This is a genomic window from Sphingomonas sp., assembly GCF_041661825.1.
Taxonomy (GTDB): domain Bacteria; phylum Pseudomonadota; class Alphaproteobacteria; order Sphingomonadales; family Sphingomonadaceae; genus Sphingomonas.
Genome location: NZ_JBAZTU010000007.1, coordinates 137,215 through 153,373, shown reverse-complemented (window position 1 = coordinate 153,373; position 16,159 = coordinate 137,215). Strand labels below are relative to the sequence as shown.

10 protein-coding genes are annotated in these 16,159 nt (G+C 64.8%); 3 read left to right on the top strand and 7 right to left on the bottom strand.

The window, feature by feature from the left end; translation table 11 throughout:
* Nucleotide 1: 1 nt before the first annotated feature.
* The gene (locus tag WC729_RS28100; RefSeq protein WP_372858006.1) at nucleotides 2-2,848 is read right to left on the bottom strand and encodes an SNF2-related protein; all 2,847 of its coding nucleotides are present in this window, start codon (nucleotides 2,846-2,848) and stop codon (nucleotides 2-4) included.
* Between the two features lie 178 nt (nucleotides 2,849-3,026).
* Here WC729_RS28100 and WC729_RS28095 point away from each other — a divergent pair, with 178 nt between their 5' ends.
* From WC729_RS28095 to WC729_RS28085, 3 genes are all read left to right on the top strand, one after another.
* Nucleotides 3,027-3,482 carry a helix-turn-helix domain-containing protein gene (locus WC729_RS28095; RefSeq protein WP_372858005.1) on the top strand — a complete coding sequence of 152 codons (456 nt, stop codon included), beginning with the start codon at nucleotides 3,027-3,029 and terminating at the stop codon, nucleotides 3,480-3,482.
* Nucleotides 3,475-5,049 (top strand): terminase, encoded by a 1,575-nt coding sequence (locus WC729_RS28090; RefSeq protein ID WP_372858004.1) that lies wholly within the window; start codon nucleotides 3,475-3,477, stop codon nucleotides 5,047-5,049. The genes WC729_RS28095 and WC729_RS28090 overlap by 8 nt, the downstream gene beginning before the upstream one ends.
* Nucleotides 5,050-5,291: 242 nt before the next feature.
* The gene (locus WC729_RS28085) at nucleotides 5,292-9,917 is read left to right on the top strand and encodes an NAD-glutamate dehydrogenase (RefSeq protein WP_372858002.1); all 4,626 of its coding nucleotides are present in this window, start codon (nucleotides 5,292-5,294) and stop codon (nucleotides 9,915-9,917) included.
* Between the two features lies 1 nt (nucleotide 9,918).
* Here the strand turns inward: WC729_RS28085 and WC729_RS28080 are convergent, their stop codons facing one another.
* From WC729_RS28080 to WC729_RS28055, 6 genes are all read right to left on the bottom strand, one after another.
* Nucleotides 9,919-10,062: a hypothetical protein gene (locus WC729_RS28080; RefSeq protein WP_372858001.1), complete on the bottom strand. Its 144-nt coding sequence runs from the start codon at nucleotides 10,060-10,062 to the stop codon at nucleotides 9,919-9,921.
* 105 nt (nucleotides 10,063-10,167) lie between these two features.
* Nucleotides 10,168-12,621 (bottom strand): TonB-dependent receptor, encoded by a 2,454-nt coding sequence (locus WC729_RS28075; RefSeq protein ID WP_372857999.1) that lies wholly within the window; start codon nucleotides 12,619-12,621, stop codon nucleotides 10,168-10,170.
* 243 nt (nucleotides 12,622-12,864) lie between these two features.
* Complete coding sequence (locus WC729_RS28070) at nucleotides 12,865-13,218, bottom strand: GIY-YIG nuclease family protein (RefSeq protein WP_372857998.1); 354 nt, start codon at nucleotides 13,216-13,218, stop codon at nucleotides 12,865-12,867.
* 5 nt (nucleotides 13,219-13,223) lie between these two features.
* On the bottom strand, nucleotides 13,224-13,469 hold the full coding sequence (locus WC729_RS28065; RefSeq protein ID WP_372857996.1) for a ribbon-helix-helix domain-containing protein: 246 nt from the start codon (nucleotides 13,467-13,469) through the stop codon (nucleotides 13,224-13,226).
* A 13-nt stretch (nucleotides 13,470-13,482) separates the two neighbouring features.
* Nucleotides 13,483-15,312: a cobaltochelatase subunit CobT gene (gene cobT, locus WC729_RS28060; protein ID WP_372857995.1), complete on the bottom strand. Its 1,830-nt coding sequence runs from the start codon at nucleotides 15,310-15,312 to the stop codon at nucleotides 13,483-13,485.
* A complete protein-coding gene (locus tag WC729_RS28055; RefSeq protein ID WP_372857993.1) occupies nucleotides 15,309-16,088 on the bottom strand; it encodes a hypothetical protein in 780 nt (259 codons plus the stop codon). The genes cobT and WC729_RS28055 overlap by 4 nt, the downstream gene beginning before the upstream one ends.
* Nucleotides 16,089-16,159: the final 71 nt, after the last annotated feature.

The following is a 16,159-nucleotide window of genomic DNA, read 5'->3' as shown; positions in this document are numbered from 1 at the left end:
ACTACGCAACCGACCAGCGTAGCGTGAACATTTCCTCAAGCCGCGGTTTCTGATCCAACAGTGTAGAAAAGGCATCGAGTTTGTCGCCGATGTCCTTATTCACCGCTTTCTTGGCTTCGAACTGGCTCATTTTAAGATCGTCGCGGGCGCCTTCCTTTTTTCGGATGTCACGCATAATCGCGACCTTTTCCTCCATGTCGAGCAGGGGCGAAAGCTTCTGGCGCTGCAGGTCCTTCAGCTCGGCGTCGAGGTCGGCAATCTGGGCCTCGATCTCGATTTCCATATCGCGGGCATAGCGACCGAGGCGCTCTTCCTCCTCGATCAACCAAGCGTAGTTTTCGCGCTTCACGCGCTCGGAGAAGTGCCCGAACTCGAAATCCTGAAGCCGCGTAAGCCGGTCGTGGGGGATGTTTCCATCGACTGGCCCCAGCGATTGCGCGGGTGCCATCATCATCTTGTCGCAGACCTGCGGCTTCACCAATTCGCCCGCATCGGTTTCCGCGATGACGATTACCTCTTCACGCTCCGCGCCGGCGGTAGGCATCGTTGCCTTGAATGCGCGGAGCCATCCGGACTGACCTATGAGGTCAGACACGCCACCAAGCTGCCCCGGATAGGGATAGGCAGACGGATCGAAGCGCACATATTCCGCTCCATCCTGAACCACTCGCGCCTTCGCTCGCTTGATCAGGTCATCGCCCAGCCCCTCGTTCACCCGGAAGAATTGCCAATCATTCTCGTCGGCAAGCGGCCATTTCGTGGTCCACTGCTTACCGTCCCAACCGAAACTTTCGCTGTCCGGTGTAGGGAACCGCGCCTCGGGCAATTCTGCCTTCGCAACCATCAGCAGGCGCTGTTTGAATTCCGGCAGAATCTGCGCCAGCGCCTCGTTCCGGCGATGAAGCTTTGCCACAACGTCGGCGTCCATATTCTCCAGCACCTTGGCGCGGGCGGCTTCGAGGTCAGCGGTGATGCTGTCATGAATACGAGCGGTCAGCTCGTCGAACTCACGGTCAGCCTGTTCGTCGCTGCGGCACTGCTGCATGATGCGCAGCACTTCCTTTTCGAAATCGATGCCGTCGGTCAGGATGCCCAGCACCTCGTCGCTCGAACCGAATACGCCTTCGAACAAATGGAGCTTGTGTTCCAACAACTCATGGATACGCGCCTCGGCCCGATTCTTCATATTGAGCATGTTGACTACGGTGACATCGACCAACTGGCCGTATCGATGGCATCGGCCGATGCGCTGTTCGACCCGCTGCGGATTCCACGGCAGATCGTAGTTTATAAGCAGCGAGCAGAATTGAAGGTTGATGCCTTCGGCACCGCTTTCGGTGGCGATCAGGATGGTTCTGTCGTCGCTCTTGAACGCTTCGACGATCGCGGCCTTCATGTCCGCCGTCTTGGACCCGGAAATGCGATCAGTCCCGGCGTGGCGCTCCTTCCAACGCGCATAGATTTCACGGCTGTCGTCGTCGTTGTTGGAGCCGTTCATCATGACGATCCGGCCTTCGTAGCCATGATCCGTCAACAGCTGACGCAGGTATTTTTGGGTGCGGACGCTCTCCGTGAAAATAACCGCCTTTCGCTGTCCGCCCTTTGCCTTGATCTGATCCAACACCTCCGGGAGGTTCTTGATCAGCTTCTCGCCCTTCGCATTGACGCCAATCGACTGTGCGAGATCGCGCATGGACTCGACCAGCACAATTTCAGCCGCGAGCGCTACCGGATCGACTACAGCGTCGTCTGACTCATCGCTCCCGTCGTCGAAAGCCTCCCGCTCTTCCTGGAAGACATCTTCGAAATCATCGGTCATCGCTGGTGATGCGCGCTGCTGCTTCCTAAGGCGCTCCAAGAGCGTATCGAGATAGCGCGCCACCGCAAATGTCGAGGAGCCGAGACTCTTGCGCGCCTGCAAGACAACCAAGGCGTTTGTCTTTCCCCCATAAGCTATCGTGCCGGTGTCCTGGAGATATGAGGATAGCATATCATAAAGATTTGTTTCCTGATCATATGGCTCGAACTTGAAGGTTACCGCATGACGTTGCCTGAAATTAATATGACCAGCTTCTTGAACTTGGCGACGTAGCGTTCGGTGACAAATCGACTTAAGCCGCTCGCGCAATATCTCCTGCGACGCAGGCGTTGTTCCCGCTCCGGCGTACTGAGTCCTGAAGGCGTTCTCTCCACCGAAGTGCGTATCGTCGATCATCGACACGATACCGAAAAGCTCCATCAGCGAATTCTGGAGCGGCGTGGCGGTCAGTAATATCTTGAAGCATCCATCGACCGCATGCTTGAGAGCTTTCGCACCCTTCGCAGTGTTCTTGCGATGGACGTTCCGCAAGCGATGTGCCTCGTCGAACACGACGAGATCCCACTTTACGGCCCTGATCTCGTCCGCCTTTCTGGCGGCGAATTCATATGAGCTAATAAGCACGCTGCCAGCCGTTTCGAACGGACGCGCCTGACCTGCTTTCCGCATTTCGCTATGCGTCTTGGCCTCGAGAATGCGGCTCTTGAGAGAGAACTTATCAAAGAGCTCTTGCTGCCATTGTTTGCGTAGGGAAGCGGGGACGATCAATAATATGCGCTGCTTCTGCTCTGCCCATTTCTGCGACATGACGAGGCCAGCTTCGATCGTCTTGCCAAGCCCGACCTCGTCGGCGAGCAGAACCCCTTTCGCGTAAGGAGCTGCAAGCGCGAATAGTGCAGCGTCCACCTGATGTGGGTTCATCTCAACGCGAGCAGATGTCAGCGAGCGGGTGAAAGCATCTTCAGCTGTCCCTGCGACAGTCAAACGATGGGCATGGTAGTGTGCTTGTATCGGCAGATATTCAGGCATGAAAACCATTCACTTGGATAGGCCCGCACAAACGCGCGACGCGTGCGGATGTTGTACTAATTCCCGGGCGGGTAAAGCAGAAAAATTCGGAACCTTCCTTCCTAAGCCCGCCGCGCACCAACCCTAAAATTTTCGCTTGTCGATTCAAACTGCACCGAATCGAGTCCATTTAGTCCCCATGCCAAGAGGACGCCCCACCAGCTATCGCCCCGAATATGCCGAACAGGCACGTCAAGCCTATGCGCTTGGCGCATGCGACGAGGATATCGCGCGGTTCTTCGAAATCACTATCCGCACCTTCTACCGGTGGCGCCACCAGCACGAGGCGTTCGCCGCTGCTTGTACGCTCGGGAAGGAACATGCCGACAGTCGGGTCGAGGTGTCACTGTACCAGCGGGCGTGCGGATATGATTATACCGCCGAGCGCGCCTTCATGTTCGCGACCTGGGAAAAGCCGATCATCGCACAGTTCACCAAGCGCGTGCTCGCCGACCCGCAGGCGGCGCTGCAATGGCTGCGCCGGCGCCGGCCGGACGAGTGGCGCATCCCCGTGGAGGAGCGGGACAAGGACGAGCTGGGCGACATCATCCTGCAGGCCTTTGCCCGCGTGGGAAAGACACCCGATTATGACTGAGCCCCTGCCCAAATCACGCCGGGCGCTCGCCAACGAGCTGAAGAAGCTGGCGCATGATCCGATCGGCTACACCGACATCGCCTTTCGCTGGGGCGAAGGGCCGCTGTCCGGCGTGTCCGGCCCGCGCGCCTGGCAGCGCGAGGTGATGGAGACGATCGGCGCGCATCTCTCCAACCCCGCCACGCGGCACATGCCGTGCCGTATCGCCCGCGCCTCCGGCCACGGCATCGGCAAATCGGCGCTGATCGCGATGCTGATCAAATGGGGGCTCGACACCGGCATCGACACGCGCATCGTCGCGACCGCCAATACCGAAGTGCAGTTGCTGACCAAGACCGCGCCGGAAATCGTGAAGTGGCACAATCTGTCGATCACCAAGGACTGGTTCAACGCGACGGCGACCGCGCTCGTCTCCAATGTGGCGGGGCACGACCGGAGCTGGCGATCCGACCTCGTCACCTGGAGCGTCGCCAATACCGAGGCGTTCGCCGGGCTGCACAACCAGGGCAAGCGCATCATCCTGATCTTCGACGAGGCATCGGGCATTGCGCCGAAAGTGTGGGAGGTGGCGCTGGGTGCGCTGACCGACGAGCAGACCGAGATCATCTTCCTCGCCTTCGGCAACCCGACGCACAATACCGGCCCTTTCCGCGAATGTTTCGGGCGGCACCGGCATTTGTGGAACGCAGCGCAGATCGACAGCCGCACGGTGGAGGGGGTGAACCGCGCCTATCTGGACGAGCTGGTCGCGACCTTCGGCGAGGACAGCGACGTGGTGCGGGTGCGCGTGCGCGGGCAATTCCCCTCCTCCTCCTCGATGCAGTTCATCGGGCATGACCTGGTGGAGGGGGCGCGGCGGCGCGAGCTGTTCGGCGGGGTGACCTGGGATCCGGTGATCTTCGGGCTGGATTGCGCGCGTTTCGGCGACGACCATTCGACGCTCGCCATCCGTTGCGGGCGGGATGCGCGGACGCGGCCGTGGAAACGCTGGCAGGGGGTGGACGCGATGACGCTCGCCGGGGACGTGGCGCTGCAGGTGCAGGGCTTCCACCCCGATGCGATCTTCGTCGATGCGGGCAATATCGGCGGGGCGGTGGTCGATCGGCTGCGCCAGCTGGGCGTCGAGAATGTCCATGAAGTGTGGTTCGGCGCGAAGGGGCGCGAGGCGGTGTGGGCCGGGGAGATGCGGGTGCAGACTGCCAACAAGAGGTCCGAGATGTGGACCAACATGCGCGGCTGGCTGAGCGGCGGGGCGATCCCGGACGAGGAGGCGCTGGCGGGCGATCTGACGGGCGTCGAATATGGCTATGCGGCGGACCAGGTGTCGATCCTGCTCGAGAAGAAGGCGCATATGAAGGCGCGCGGGCTCGCCTCCCCCGACGATGCCGACGCGCTGGCGCTGACCTTTGCCGAACCGGTGATGCCGCGGCAGCCGAACTGGCTGGATGCGGAGCGGTACCGGGTGGAGCGGCAACCGACCCGGGAGGAGGAGTGGGAGGACATCTACAAGGAGCTGAAGGAGGAGGATGCGTCCTGGATTTATCGGGAGCTTTATCGGGACGATTGAGGAAATCCCTCTCCTTTCAGGAGAGGGAGGGAGGAGCGAAGCGACGGAAGGGTGAGGTTGATAGGGCGCGAGACGCTCACCCTCACCCTTCCCATCGCTTCGCGATGGGCCCCTTCCCTCTCCCGCTGGGAGAGGGAGGAAGGAGGAGGAGATTTGAGGGAGTTCATTGTGCACCGCCACAATGCTTGAAGCCGCAAGCGGCGGGGGTTGAAGCCCGCAAGCCACGGGAGCATAGGGCGCGGATGGCCAAGACCACGCTGAAATCGCTGTCGGACGCGCTTGCCGTTCGGCTGACCAAGGGCGCACTTCCAGGGGAATTGCAGGGGTTCGGAAAGGCCGAGCGGGCAGACGCCGCCGCCTTCGTCGCCGCCACCGCCGAACACCGGCCGCCGGGCAAGCCCGTCATCGCGCTGGAGCCGATCTCCGGCTCCGAACCGCGCCGCACGATGCGACTCGCCATCGTCAATGACGACATGCCCTTCCTGGTCGATTCGATCGCCGCGACGATCGGCGCGAAGAACATCGTGATCGATCGCATCATCCACCCGGTGCTGAGCGTCACGCGCGATCCCGCAGGCGGACTGACCAGCGTCGGCGGCGCGAGCGGCGAAGGCGGTTCCCCCGAATCGATGATCTATATCGAGATGGAGCGCGCCGATTCGCGCGAGCGGCGCGAGCTCCTGTCGGCGCTCGAGCATAATCTGGCGGATGTGCGCTCCGCCGTGGCCGACTGGCCCGCGATGCAGGCGCGCATGGCGGCGGACGCCGAGACGCTGGCCGCGAGCGAAGGCGGCGAATTGCTGCTGTGGTTCCTCGACCGCAACTTCACCCTGCTCGGCCATGAACTGTGGCAGGGCGGCAAGGGCGAGAAGCCGCTCGGCATCGCACGCCATGCGCATGCCGTGCCGATCCTGGCCGAGGCGTCGCGCACGCTCGCCATGGCCTGGTTCGAGAAGGGCGGGGAAGCACCGCTACTGCTCAAGTCCAACCAGATCTCCGGCGTGCACCGCCATGTGCCGCTCGACCTGGTGCTGGTGCCGGTGCGTGAAGGCAAGAAGGTCACGGGCCTGTCGATCCATGCGGGGCTGTGGACCAGCGCCGCGCTCAACGCGCCGCCGCAGGAAGTGCCGGTGCTGCGCACCCGGCTCGCCGCGCTGGAGGCGAAGTTCGGGTTCGATCCCAAGGGGCATACCGGCAAGGCGCTCACGCATGCGCTCGCCTCGCTGCCGCATGATCTGATCACGGCGTTCGACGTCGCCTCGCTCGAGGATGTCGCGCTGACCGCCATGTCGCTGGCGGATCGGCCGCGGCCGGCGCTGGTGCTGGTGCGATCGATCCTGGGGCGGCATCTGTTCGCGTTCGTGTGGCTGCCGCGCGACGACCTGACCACCGCGCGGCGCGTCGCGATCGGCGACATGCTGGCCGAGGCGGCGAATGGCGGGCTGCTCAACTGGGGCATCGCGATGGAGGGCAGCGTGGTCGCGCAGATCCGCTACACCATCGACTTGCGCGGTGAGGGCGTGATGCCCGATGCGGCGGCGCTCGACGCCCGCATCGCGCGCATGGTGCGCGGCTGGGTGCCGGCGGTCGAGGCGGCTTTGGCCGAGGCGGTGGAACCCGCACGGGCGACGCGGCTCGCGCTGCGCCATGCCGCGACCTTCCCGCAAGGCTATCGCGCGGCCGGCAGTGCGGAGGAGGCAGCGCGCGACATCCTGCGGCTGTGCCGGCTCGACACGCCCGGCGACCGCTCGGCGCGGCTGTACCGCGATGCGAACGGCGCGACGCGGCTGAAGATCTACCGCGTCGGCGGTGCGCTGGCGCTGTCGGATGCGGTGCCGGTGCTGGAGAATTTCGGCTTCCGCGTGATCGAGGAAGTGCCGACCGCGCTGGCCGACGACGCGCAGGGATTCGTGCACGAGTTCCTGGTCGAGAGCGCCAATCCCGCCCGCGGCGACCCCGCGGTGCTGGAGGATGCCGTCGCGGCGGTGCTCGAGGCGCAGGCGGAGAATGACGCGTTCAACCGGCTGATCGTCGATGCGGGCATGGCGCCGGCGTCGGTGGTGCTGTTCCGCGCCTGGTTCCGTTATCTGCGCCAGGCCGGGCTGCCCTATTCGCTCGTGACGGTGGTCGATGCGCTGCGGCGCGCGCCCAAGGTCGCGGCGGCGCTGATCGAGCGCTTCGGCGCGGCGCATGATCCGGCGCGCGCCGCAAAGGGCGGGCCGAAGGTGGAGGCGATCCTCGCCGCCGATGCCGCGATCGATGCGGGGCTCGATGCCGTCTCGGCGATCGACGACGACCGTATCCTGCGCGCGCTGCGCAACGTGATCGCGGCGACCTTGCGCACCAACGCCTTTGCGCCCGCGGGCCAGGCGGCGCTGGCGTTCAAACTCGACAGCCATCTGATCCCCGGCCTGCCCGCGCCCGTGCCGTGGCGCGAGATCTGGGTCTATTCGCCGCGGGTCGAGGGCATCCATCTGCGCGCGGGCCCGGTGGCGCGCGGCGGGCTTCGCTGGTCGGACCGGCGCGACGACTTCCGCACCGAGATCCTCGGCCTGATGAAGGCGCAGCGCGTGAAGAACGCCGTGATCGTGCCGACCGGGGCCAAGGGCGGATTCTATCCCAAGCAGTTGCCGCCCGTCTCCAACCGCGACGCGTGGCTGGCCGAGGGGACCGAGAGTTACCGGGTGTTCATCCGCTCGCTGCTGTCGATCACCGACAATATCGTCGAAGGCAAGGTGGTCCATCCCGCGGGCGTTCTCGTCCATGACGGCGACGATCCCTATTTCGTCGTCGCCGCCGACAAGGGCACCGCGACCTTCTCCGACGTGGCCAATGCCATCGCGCTCGACCATGGCTTCTGGCTGGGCGATGCCTTCGCCTCGGGCGGGTCGGTCGGGTACGACCACAAGGCGATGGCGATCACCGCGCGCGGCGCCTGGGTCTCGGTCCAGCGCCACTTTGCGGAGCGCGGCGTCGACGTGCAGAGCGAGTCGATCCGCGTGGTCGGCTGCGGCGACATGTCGGGCGACGTGTTCGGCAACGGCATGCTGTTGTCGCAGACCCTGAAGATCGTCGCGGCGTTCGATCACCGCCACATCTTCCTCGACCCCGATCCCGATCCCGCCGCGAGTTGGGAGGAGCGCGCGCGCATGTTCGCGCTGCCGCGCTCGAGTTGGGCGGACTACAACCCGTCCTTGATCTCCAAGGGCGGCGGCGTGTTCCCGCGCACTGACAAGACGATCAAACTCTCGAAACAAGTGCGTGCCGCGCTGGGGCTCGACGCAAGCGAGATGGAGCCGGGCGCGTTGATCTCGGCGATCCTGAAGGCGCCCGTGGACCTGATCTGGTTCGGCGGCATCGGCACCTATGTGAAGGCGGCGTCCGAAAACAACATCCAGGTCGGCGATCCGGCCAATGACCGGCTGCGCGTCAATGCCGAGGAGATCCGCGCCACCGCGATCGGCGAGGGCGCGAACCTGGGCGTCACGCAGGCCGGGCGCATCGCGTTCGCGGCGCATGGCGGGCGGATCAACACCGACTTCATCGACAATTCGGCCGGCGTCGATTGTTCGGACAACGAGGTCAACATCAAGATCGCGCTCAACCGCGAGATGATCGAGGGCCGGCTCGCGTACGAGAAGCGCAACACCTTCCTCGCCTCGATGACCGACGACGTCGCGCATATCGTGCTGGAGGATAATCGCCTCCAGACGCTCGCGCTGTCGATTGCGGAGAATGACGGCGCGCTGGCGGTGCCGAGTTACGTCCGGCTGATCGAGATCTTCGAGGCATCGGGCAAACTGGACCGCGCGGTCGAGGGGCTTGCCTCGAACGACGATCTGCTGCGCCGCTCGCAGGAGGGACATGGCCTTACCCGGCCCGAACTGGCCGTGCTGCTCGCGACCGCCAAACTCGCGCTGCAGGAAGCGATCGAACTCGCCGATCTCGGCCTCGATGCCGAACTGGCGCCCGATCTCCACGCTGCCTTCCCGCCCGCGATGCGCAAGAAGTTCGGCAAGGCGATCGACGAGCACCGCCTGCGCGGCGAGATCGTCGCGACCAAGCTGGCCAATCGCATCGTCAACCGGCTCGGCGTGCTCCACCCGTTCGAACTCGCCGAGGAAGAAGGCGCGGCGATGAGCGACATCGCCGCGATGTTCGTCGTCACCGAGCGGCTGTTCGGCCTGCCCGCGCTCTGGGCCGAGATCGAGACCGCGGTCATGCCCGAGGCAGCGCGCCTCGCACTGTTCGACGAGGTCGCGGTGGCGACTCGCTCGCAGATCGCCGACCTGCTGCGCGTGGTGCGTTCGGGCACCGGGCCCGGCCCGGCGTTGGCGCGGCTGGCCAAGGGCACCGCGCAGCTCGACAAGCAGACCAAGGCGCTGCTGCTCGAGGAAGCGAGCGCGCAGAGCGCGCGCATCGCCGCCACGCTGGAAGAGGCGGGCGCGCCCCGCAAACTGGTGCAGAAGGTGGTGCGGCTGTTCGAACTGGACGGCGCGGTCGGTCTCGCCGATCTCGGCGAGCGGCTCGGGCTGGACGAAGCAGTGCTGACGCGGGCCTTCACCCGGCTCGGCCAGGCGCTCGGGCTCGACTGGGCGCAGGCCAATGCCGCGCGCATCTCGTCGAGCGATCCGTGGGAGCGGCTGCTCATCGCCGGGCTCGCGCGCGATTTCCAGCAGCTGCGGCTCGAATTCCTCGGCCGCGGCGGAGGCGATCCGCAGGCTTTGGTCGAGACATGGCTCGCCGCCAATGCCGGCCGCGTCGCGCAGTTCAAGTCAGTGGTGGATCGGGCCCGGCACGCGCCGGCGCCGAACGCCGCGATGCTGGCGCAGATCGCGGGCCAGGCGCGGGTGCTGCTGGGGCGCTAGGTCAGCGCGCGAGGAACAGCCAGTAGAGCAACGCGGCCCAGATCATCAGGCTGACGGGCACGGCGTAGAACAGGCCGTGCACTGCGCTGCTGTCGTCGTCATCGGTCCGGAACGGGCCGGACAGGTCATGCCGTGGCTGGAACATCTCGCCCTCCTGAGCGGGACTGTACGGCGCGTCCGCTTTCCCCAATATTAAGGGGAAATACGGCGCGGCGCGGGCCGGGGCCCGCACCGCGCCGGAAAGGTCGGATCAGAAGCTGTAGTAGATGCTCAGCGCGGCCGACCGTGCCTCGCCCGGAGTTGCCCAGCCATTGTTGCGGATGCCGGTGAAGTAGCGCTCGTTGGTGAAGTTCTGCACGTTGATCTGCGCGGTCAGGCCCTTCGTCACCGGATAGGACAGGAAGGCGCGGTGCGTGAGATAGGACTTCGACGCGAAGACAGGAGTCACAACTGTCGTCGCGGGCACCGCAAGCGGAGCCGCCAGAGCGCTATTATTGAGCTTGAAGCTGCCCTGATAGGTCAAGCCGTAGCCGATCTGCAGCCCGAACGGCAGGGTATAGGTAGTGAAGAGGCTGCCCGAATGCTTCGGCGTATTGGTCAGGTCTTGGCCCTTTTGCGGGTCGAGAACCGACGCGTTGTTCCCGCACGGGTTGGTCACCGGCGAGCCCGGCCGCGGCCCCGGATTGGCGAGGCAGTAATTGGATACGCTCTGCAGAACTTCGCTATCGAGATAGGTGTAGTTGGCGAAGACCGACCACGACTTCGTGATCGCCCCGCTGGCGCCCAGCGCGAGGCCGTCGACGCGTGAGCGGCCGTCGGTCACCGCGAGCGTCGTCACGATCGGATCATTGGTCGCGACGCGGTAGTTGGTGCGCTCGTTGCGGAACAGGGCGGCAGTGAGTTGGAGCTTGCGGCCAAACAGGTCGGCCTTGGCGCCGATCTCGTAATTGACCGCCTTTTCCGGCGCGACGGCGCAGGGGTCGAGCGAGCCGGAAGGCGCCGCGATCAGCGTGCCGCAGCCCAGTCGCACCGTGGCAGACGTCGGCGTCTTGGAGTTGCCATAGGAAGCATACAGGCTGACAGTCTCGATTGGCTTGAAGTTCAGGCCGAAGCGATAGGAAAACAGCGTCTCGTCGCTGACCTGGTTCAGGCCGCGAGTATAGGCCCCGAGCGTCGGGCCGACCACGATCGAATAGGTGTCGGCGCGAAAGGTTCCCTTGGCCTTTTCGTAGCGCAGGCCGACATTGAATTCGAGCTGCGGCACGATCTTGACGGTGTCGAACAGATAGGCCGCGATGTTGCTGCTCTCGCCCTGCGAATGGCCCGCCTGGATGAAGTTCACCGGCCCCGTATAGACGGTGTTCGGGTTGGAGATGCTGATCGGCGGCTGAGCGATGGTGCTGCCGTCGGTACCGCGCAGCACGTTGCCGTTGATCATGCGGTAATCCTCCTTGGTGAAGGACACGCCGAGGACCGCGGTATGCTCCAGGCCGCCGGTGTTGAACACGGCTCGCAGATCCGTCTGGTTATAGAGAAGCTGGTTCTCCTGGTTACGGATATTGCCGCGCGGGCCGCTCGGATAATAGGTGCCGGGCGTGTTTTGCGGGGCAGCGCAGGCGAGCGGCGTGGTCGCGACGTTGGTCGCGGGCAACGGCTGGAAGCCATTGGCGAGACAGAAGACGCCCTGTGGGGCGCTGGTGCTCGAATCCTGGCCGACGCGTTGCCAGCGGCTGAGGTTTCGGATCGACACCTTGTCGCTGAACGCATGGTTGAAGCGCACCGTCACCTGATCGACCAGGATATTCTGCGCATCGAGATTCGAGATGCCGAAATAGTCGGAATCGTCGACACCGGGCAGCGGCCCTGAATTCACCGCGTTGCGGAAATAGGGGACGCCATAGACCGGGACATTGTCGTCCTTCTGATGGAGATACTGGAAGGTCAGGCTGGTCGGCGAATCGATGCCGATGGTGAGCGACGGCGCCACGCCCCAGCGCTTGTTCTTCTCCACATCCCGGCCGGGAACGTCGTTCCGGTGATAGACGGCATTGAGCCGGACGGCGACGAGATCATTGACCCGCATATTGGTGTCGACCGCAGCGCGGTAATAATTGTCGGTGCCGATGCCCGCCTGGACGATCGTCAGATCGTTGCCCTGAGGCGTCTTGGTGACAAGGTTGATCGTGCCGCCGACCGAGCCGCCGCCGCTGAACACGCTGTTCGCGCCGTTATAGACCTCGATCTGCTGGAGGTTGAACGTCTCGGTGCGGCTGTACTGCGCGCTGTCGCGCACGCCGTCGATGGTGACGTCGTTGTTAGCCGAATAACCGCGAAGGTTGATGCTGTCGCCATAGCCACCGCCGCCCTCGCCCGCGCCGAAGGTGATTCCGGGGATCGTCTGCAGCGCGTCGCGCAAGGTCAGCAGATTCTGCTTCTTGAGCACCTGATCGCTGATCACGGTGATCGTCTGAGGTGTATCGATCAGCGGGCGGGTCGCCTTGTTGCTGCCGGTGCTGACCTCGTTCTTGCCGGTCACCACGATATCGCCGCGCAGGTCCTGATCGTCGCCGTCCTTTGCCACGACGTCGGCGGGGCGCGCGGGCTCGGCCGCGAAAGCTGGTGCCGAGGCGATGAAGCCGACACACGAAAGAGCGAGGAAAGCCGGGTTTACGCCGGACGAGCGGCGGGAGTTGGTGGTGCGCAAGTAAGGTCCCCTTTGGTGTCGGGGTCCGGCTATTGCGAGTCACTCTCATTGTCAATGCTATTGAGAGGTATTCTCACTAACTTGGCGTGCGTGAGAGCTCTCGCTTTCCAGCGTGCCGAGAGCCAATAGCCGTAGAAAGTGCCGGCGCGGTGGATGCCGGAACGAGTCCGGCATGACGGATTTTGGTGGCCATTCGACGTCCACGACCGTCACCCCGGACTTGTTCCGGGGTCCACCGGTGTTTCAACGCAAAGGGTCGAGGTCGAGCGCGACGGCCAGATCATCCCATTTGGGATTGTCGCGTTCGATGAGATTCTTTTTCCAGTCGCGGCACCATCCTTTGATGCGCTTCTCGGTGGCGATGACGATTTCCATTGTGTCGCCGACTTCGTACCAGACGAGGCGTTTGATATTATAGCGCTTAGTGAAGCCGTCGAAGGTGCCATCGCGATGCTGCATGATGCGGCCGATGAGGTTTGAGGTTACGCCCGTGTAGAGGCGACCGTTGAATTCGCTCGCCAGGATATAGACGCAGGGTTCGCGTTCTCTCATGCCGTAGATAGTGCCGAGCGGTGGATGCCGGAACAAGTCCGGCATGACGGTTAGGGTTGGCGCTCTGCCAAAAGCCAGCTCCGCAGCGCGCTGGCGAGGTTGGGCGGGTCATCGGCCGTGATACGCAGCGCGTCGATCTCCGCGATCAGCGCGTTGAGCGGCAGGGTGCGGGTATCGGCGGCCGCCTCAAGCGCTTCCCAGAACAAGGGTTCCAGGCTGATCGAGGTCGCGTGGCCGGCGATCGTGACCGATCGCTTGACCGGGCCGACAAACCCGCCCGGCGGCGCGGCGATCATTCAGTCTCCGCTTTCAGTCAGTGTCGAACAGAGCGGCAAGCTGCTCGATGATCGTGCCGCCGAGCTGCTCGGCATCCATGATCGTCACAGCGCGCGAGTAATAGCGCGTCACGTCATGGCCGATGCCGATCGCGGCGAGCTCGACCGGCGAGCGGGTCTCGATCCAGTTGATCACCTGGCGCAGATGGCGTTCGAGATAGCTGCCGGAGTTCACGCTGAGCGTCGAATCGTCGACCGGCGCGCCGTCCGAGATGACCATCAGGATCTTGCGCTCCTCGGGCCGCGCGATCAGCCGGCTGTGCGCCCAGAGCAGCGCCTCGCCGTCGATATTCTCCTTGAGCAGCCCTTCGCGCATCATCAGCCCGAGCGAGGTGCGCGCGCGGCGCCATGGCTCGTCGGCCTTTTTATAGACGATGTGGCGCACATCGTTGAGCCGGCCCGGCTGGGGCGGACGCCCCGCGGCGAGCCAGGTCTCGCGCGCCTGCCCGCCCTTCCAGGCGCGGGTGGTGAAGCCGAGGATCTCGGTCTTGACGCCGCAACGCTCCAGCGTGCGGGCGAGGATGTCGGCGCTGATCGCGGCGATCGAGATCGGGCGGCCACGCATCGAACCGCTATTGTCGATCAGCAAGGTGACGACGGTGTCGCGGAAATCGGTCTCGCGTTCGATCTTGTAGCTGAGCGACTGAGTCGGATTGACGACGACGCGCGCGAGGCGGGCCGCGTCGAGCAGCCCTTCCTCCTGGTCGAAATCCCAGCTGCGGTTCTGCTGCGCCATCAGCCGGCGCTGCAGCCGGTTGGCGAGCTTGGTCACCGCACCCTGCAGATGCACGAGCTGCTGGTCGAGATAGGAACGCAGCCGCGTCAGCTCGTCAGCGTCGCACAGGTCGGTCGCGGCGATCACTTCGTCGAAGCTGGTCGTCCAGGCCTTATATTCGAACTGCGGCGCGAAATCGGAGAAGGGCCGGTTGGGGCGGACGGGGAGCATGCCCTCCTCGCCGTCATCACCCGCCTCGCCGTCCATGTCCTGGAATTCGTCGTCGCTGGTCTCGGCGCCCTCGCCATCCTGCGATTCCGCATCGCGGTCCGAGCCGCGCGCCTCGATCTCGCCCTGGCCCTGCTCCCCTTCGCCCTCGCCGTCCTCGCCTTCGTCGGACTGCTGCTCGTCAGTGCCTTCGTCCTCGGATCCGCCCTCATCGGCTTCATCGGGGATCATATCGCCCTCGACCAGTTCGAGATCCTCGAGCAGGCGGGTGACGAGGCTGGCAAAGGTGCGCTGATCGTCGATCGCAAGCGCCAGCGCGTCGAGATCCTTGCCGGCCTTCTCCTCGATCCAGTCGCGCACCAGCGCCATGCCCGGCGCCGTGACGGCGGGCGCCTCGGCGCCGGTCAGCCGCTCGCGCACCATCAACCCGAGCGCGGTCGACAGCGGCACTTCGTCACGGTTGCGCGCGCGGGTGATCGGATCGGCGCGCAGCTTCAGGTCGAGCGCGGTCGCGAGGTTGGCAGCGATGCCGGCATAGCCGCGTGCGCCGAGTGCCTCGACGCGGGCGCCCTCGACGGCGTCGAATACGGAACGCGCAACCGCCTCGGCGGGCGCCTGCTTCGCGTGGAGCGCGGCATTGTGGTGGCGCAGGCGCAGCGCGAAGCCGTCAGCGAAACCGCGGGCTTCGGCGACCTGATCGGCCGGCAGGGTACGCGCCGGCATCGGCACTTTGATATGCTTGCCCGATTGAGTCGGCGCGTCGGCGGTGAAGGCGAGCTCGATCTCGGGCTCGTGCGCGATCGCGCGCGCGGCACCGCCGAGCACGGCCTTGAAGCGATCGAGGGGCGTTTCCGTCGTCATGGCTTCTGCTCTGGCACCACCAAACGCCCGGGCGCAAGATCGCGGTCGATCCTGATCCGCGCGATCTTCGTTTCCGGATCGAACTCGAGCACGGTCACCACCGCACCCTGGATCACGCCGTACGCCGGGAGCTTCGCGATCGAGATCTTGTGCCGGGTCTCGGGCAGCGGGCGGTTCATGCCGTAGAGTATCAGCTCGGCATCGACGGACAGGCTGTCCTTGTCGCCCGCGGTGCCGGCATAGCGCAGCCGCAACTCGCTGCCATTGCCGAGCAGCATGCCGCGGATCAGCCCGTAATGCGCGGGCGTGATCGCGAAGGGCTCGCGGCCCGAATCGCCCTTGGCGCCGATCAGGATCGCATGGTCGAGCGTCTCGTCGTCATTCGCGTCGTAGAGGCAGTAGCGCGTGACCAATTTGGTCGGCCTGAGCAGGCCGACCAGCCCGAACCCCATCGATCCGACCATCGCCTTGGCGAGCGACGGATCCTGCTCGGTTTCGCAGAACACCACCGGCGGATCGCCGGGGATGCCGTCCACCCGGGCGGATTCGAACACCGTCTCGCGGGTGAAGTTGCGCTTCTGGCCGAGCCGGTCGAGCGCGATCGGATCGACCAGCAGCACCGTTTCGGGGCGGCCGAGCGGGCTCTGCGCGATGATCGCGCCGGGTACGGCGATCTGCTCGCCCTTGAGCGTGCGGCCGGGGAGTAGCGGGACCGAGGCCGGCTTGACCTTGTAGTCGGGGGTTTTGGCGGCGGCGAGCAGAAGGGCGGCGGCCATGATGACCGCGGCTTTTGCCAATCTACTATTGCTGGGAGGGAAGCCGGGCCTGACGTTCATTGCCAACACCT

Excerpts from the sequence above, each read along its gene's own strand:
- WC729_RS28100 (WP_372858006.1), bottom strand. The coding sequence starts at position 2,848 with ATGCCTGAATATCTGCCGATACAAGCACACTACCATGCCCATCGTTTG.
- WC729_RS28095 (WP_372858005.1), top strand. The coding sequence starts at position 3,027 with ATGCCAAGAGGACGCCCCACCAGCTATCGCCCCGAATATGCCGAACAG.
- WC729_RS28090 (WP_372858004.1), top strand. The coding sequence starts at position 3,475 with ATGACTGAGCCCCTGCCCAAATCACGCCGGGCGCTCGCCAACGAGCTG.
- WC729_RS28085 (WP_372858002.1), top strand. The coding sequence starts at position 5,292 with ATGGCCAAGACCACGCTGAAATCGCTGTCGGACGCGCTTGCCGTTCGG.
- WC729_RS28080 (WP_372858001.1), bottom strand. The coding sequence starts at position 10,062 with ATGTTCCAGCCACGGCATGACCTGTCCGGCCCGTTCCGGACCGATGAC.
- WC729_RS28070 (WP_372857998.1), bottom strand. The coding sequence starts at position 13,218 with ATGCCGGACTTGTTCCGGCATCCACCGCTCGGCACTATCTACGGCATG.
- WC729_RS28065 (WP_372857996.1), bottom strand. The coding sequence starts at position 13,469 with ATGATCGCCGCGCCGCCGGGCGGGTTTGTCGGCCCGGTCAAGCGATCG.
- cobT (WP_372857995.1), bottom strand. The coding sequence starts at position 15,312 with ATGACGACGGAAACGCCCCTCGATCGCTTCAAGGCCGTGCTCGGCGGT.
- WC729_RS28055 (WP_372857993.1), bottom strand. The coding sequence starts at position 16,088 with ATGGCCGCCGCCCTTCTGCTCGCCGCCGCCAAAACCCCCGACTACAAG.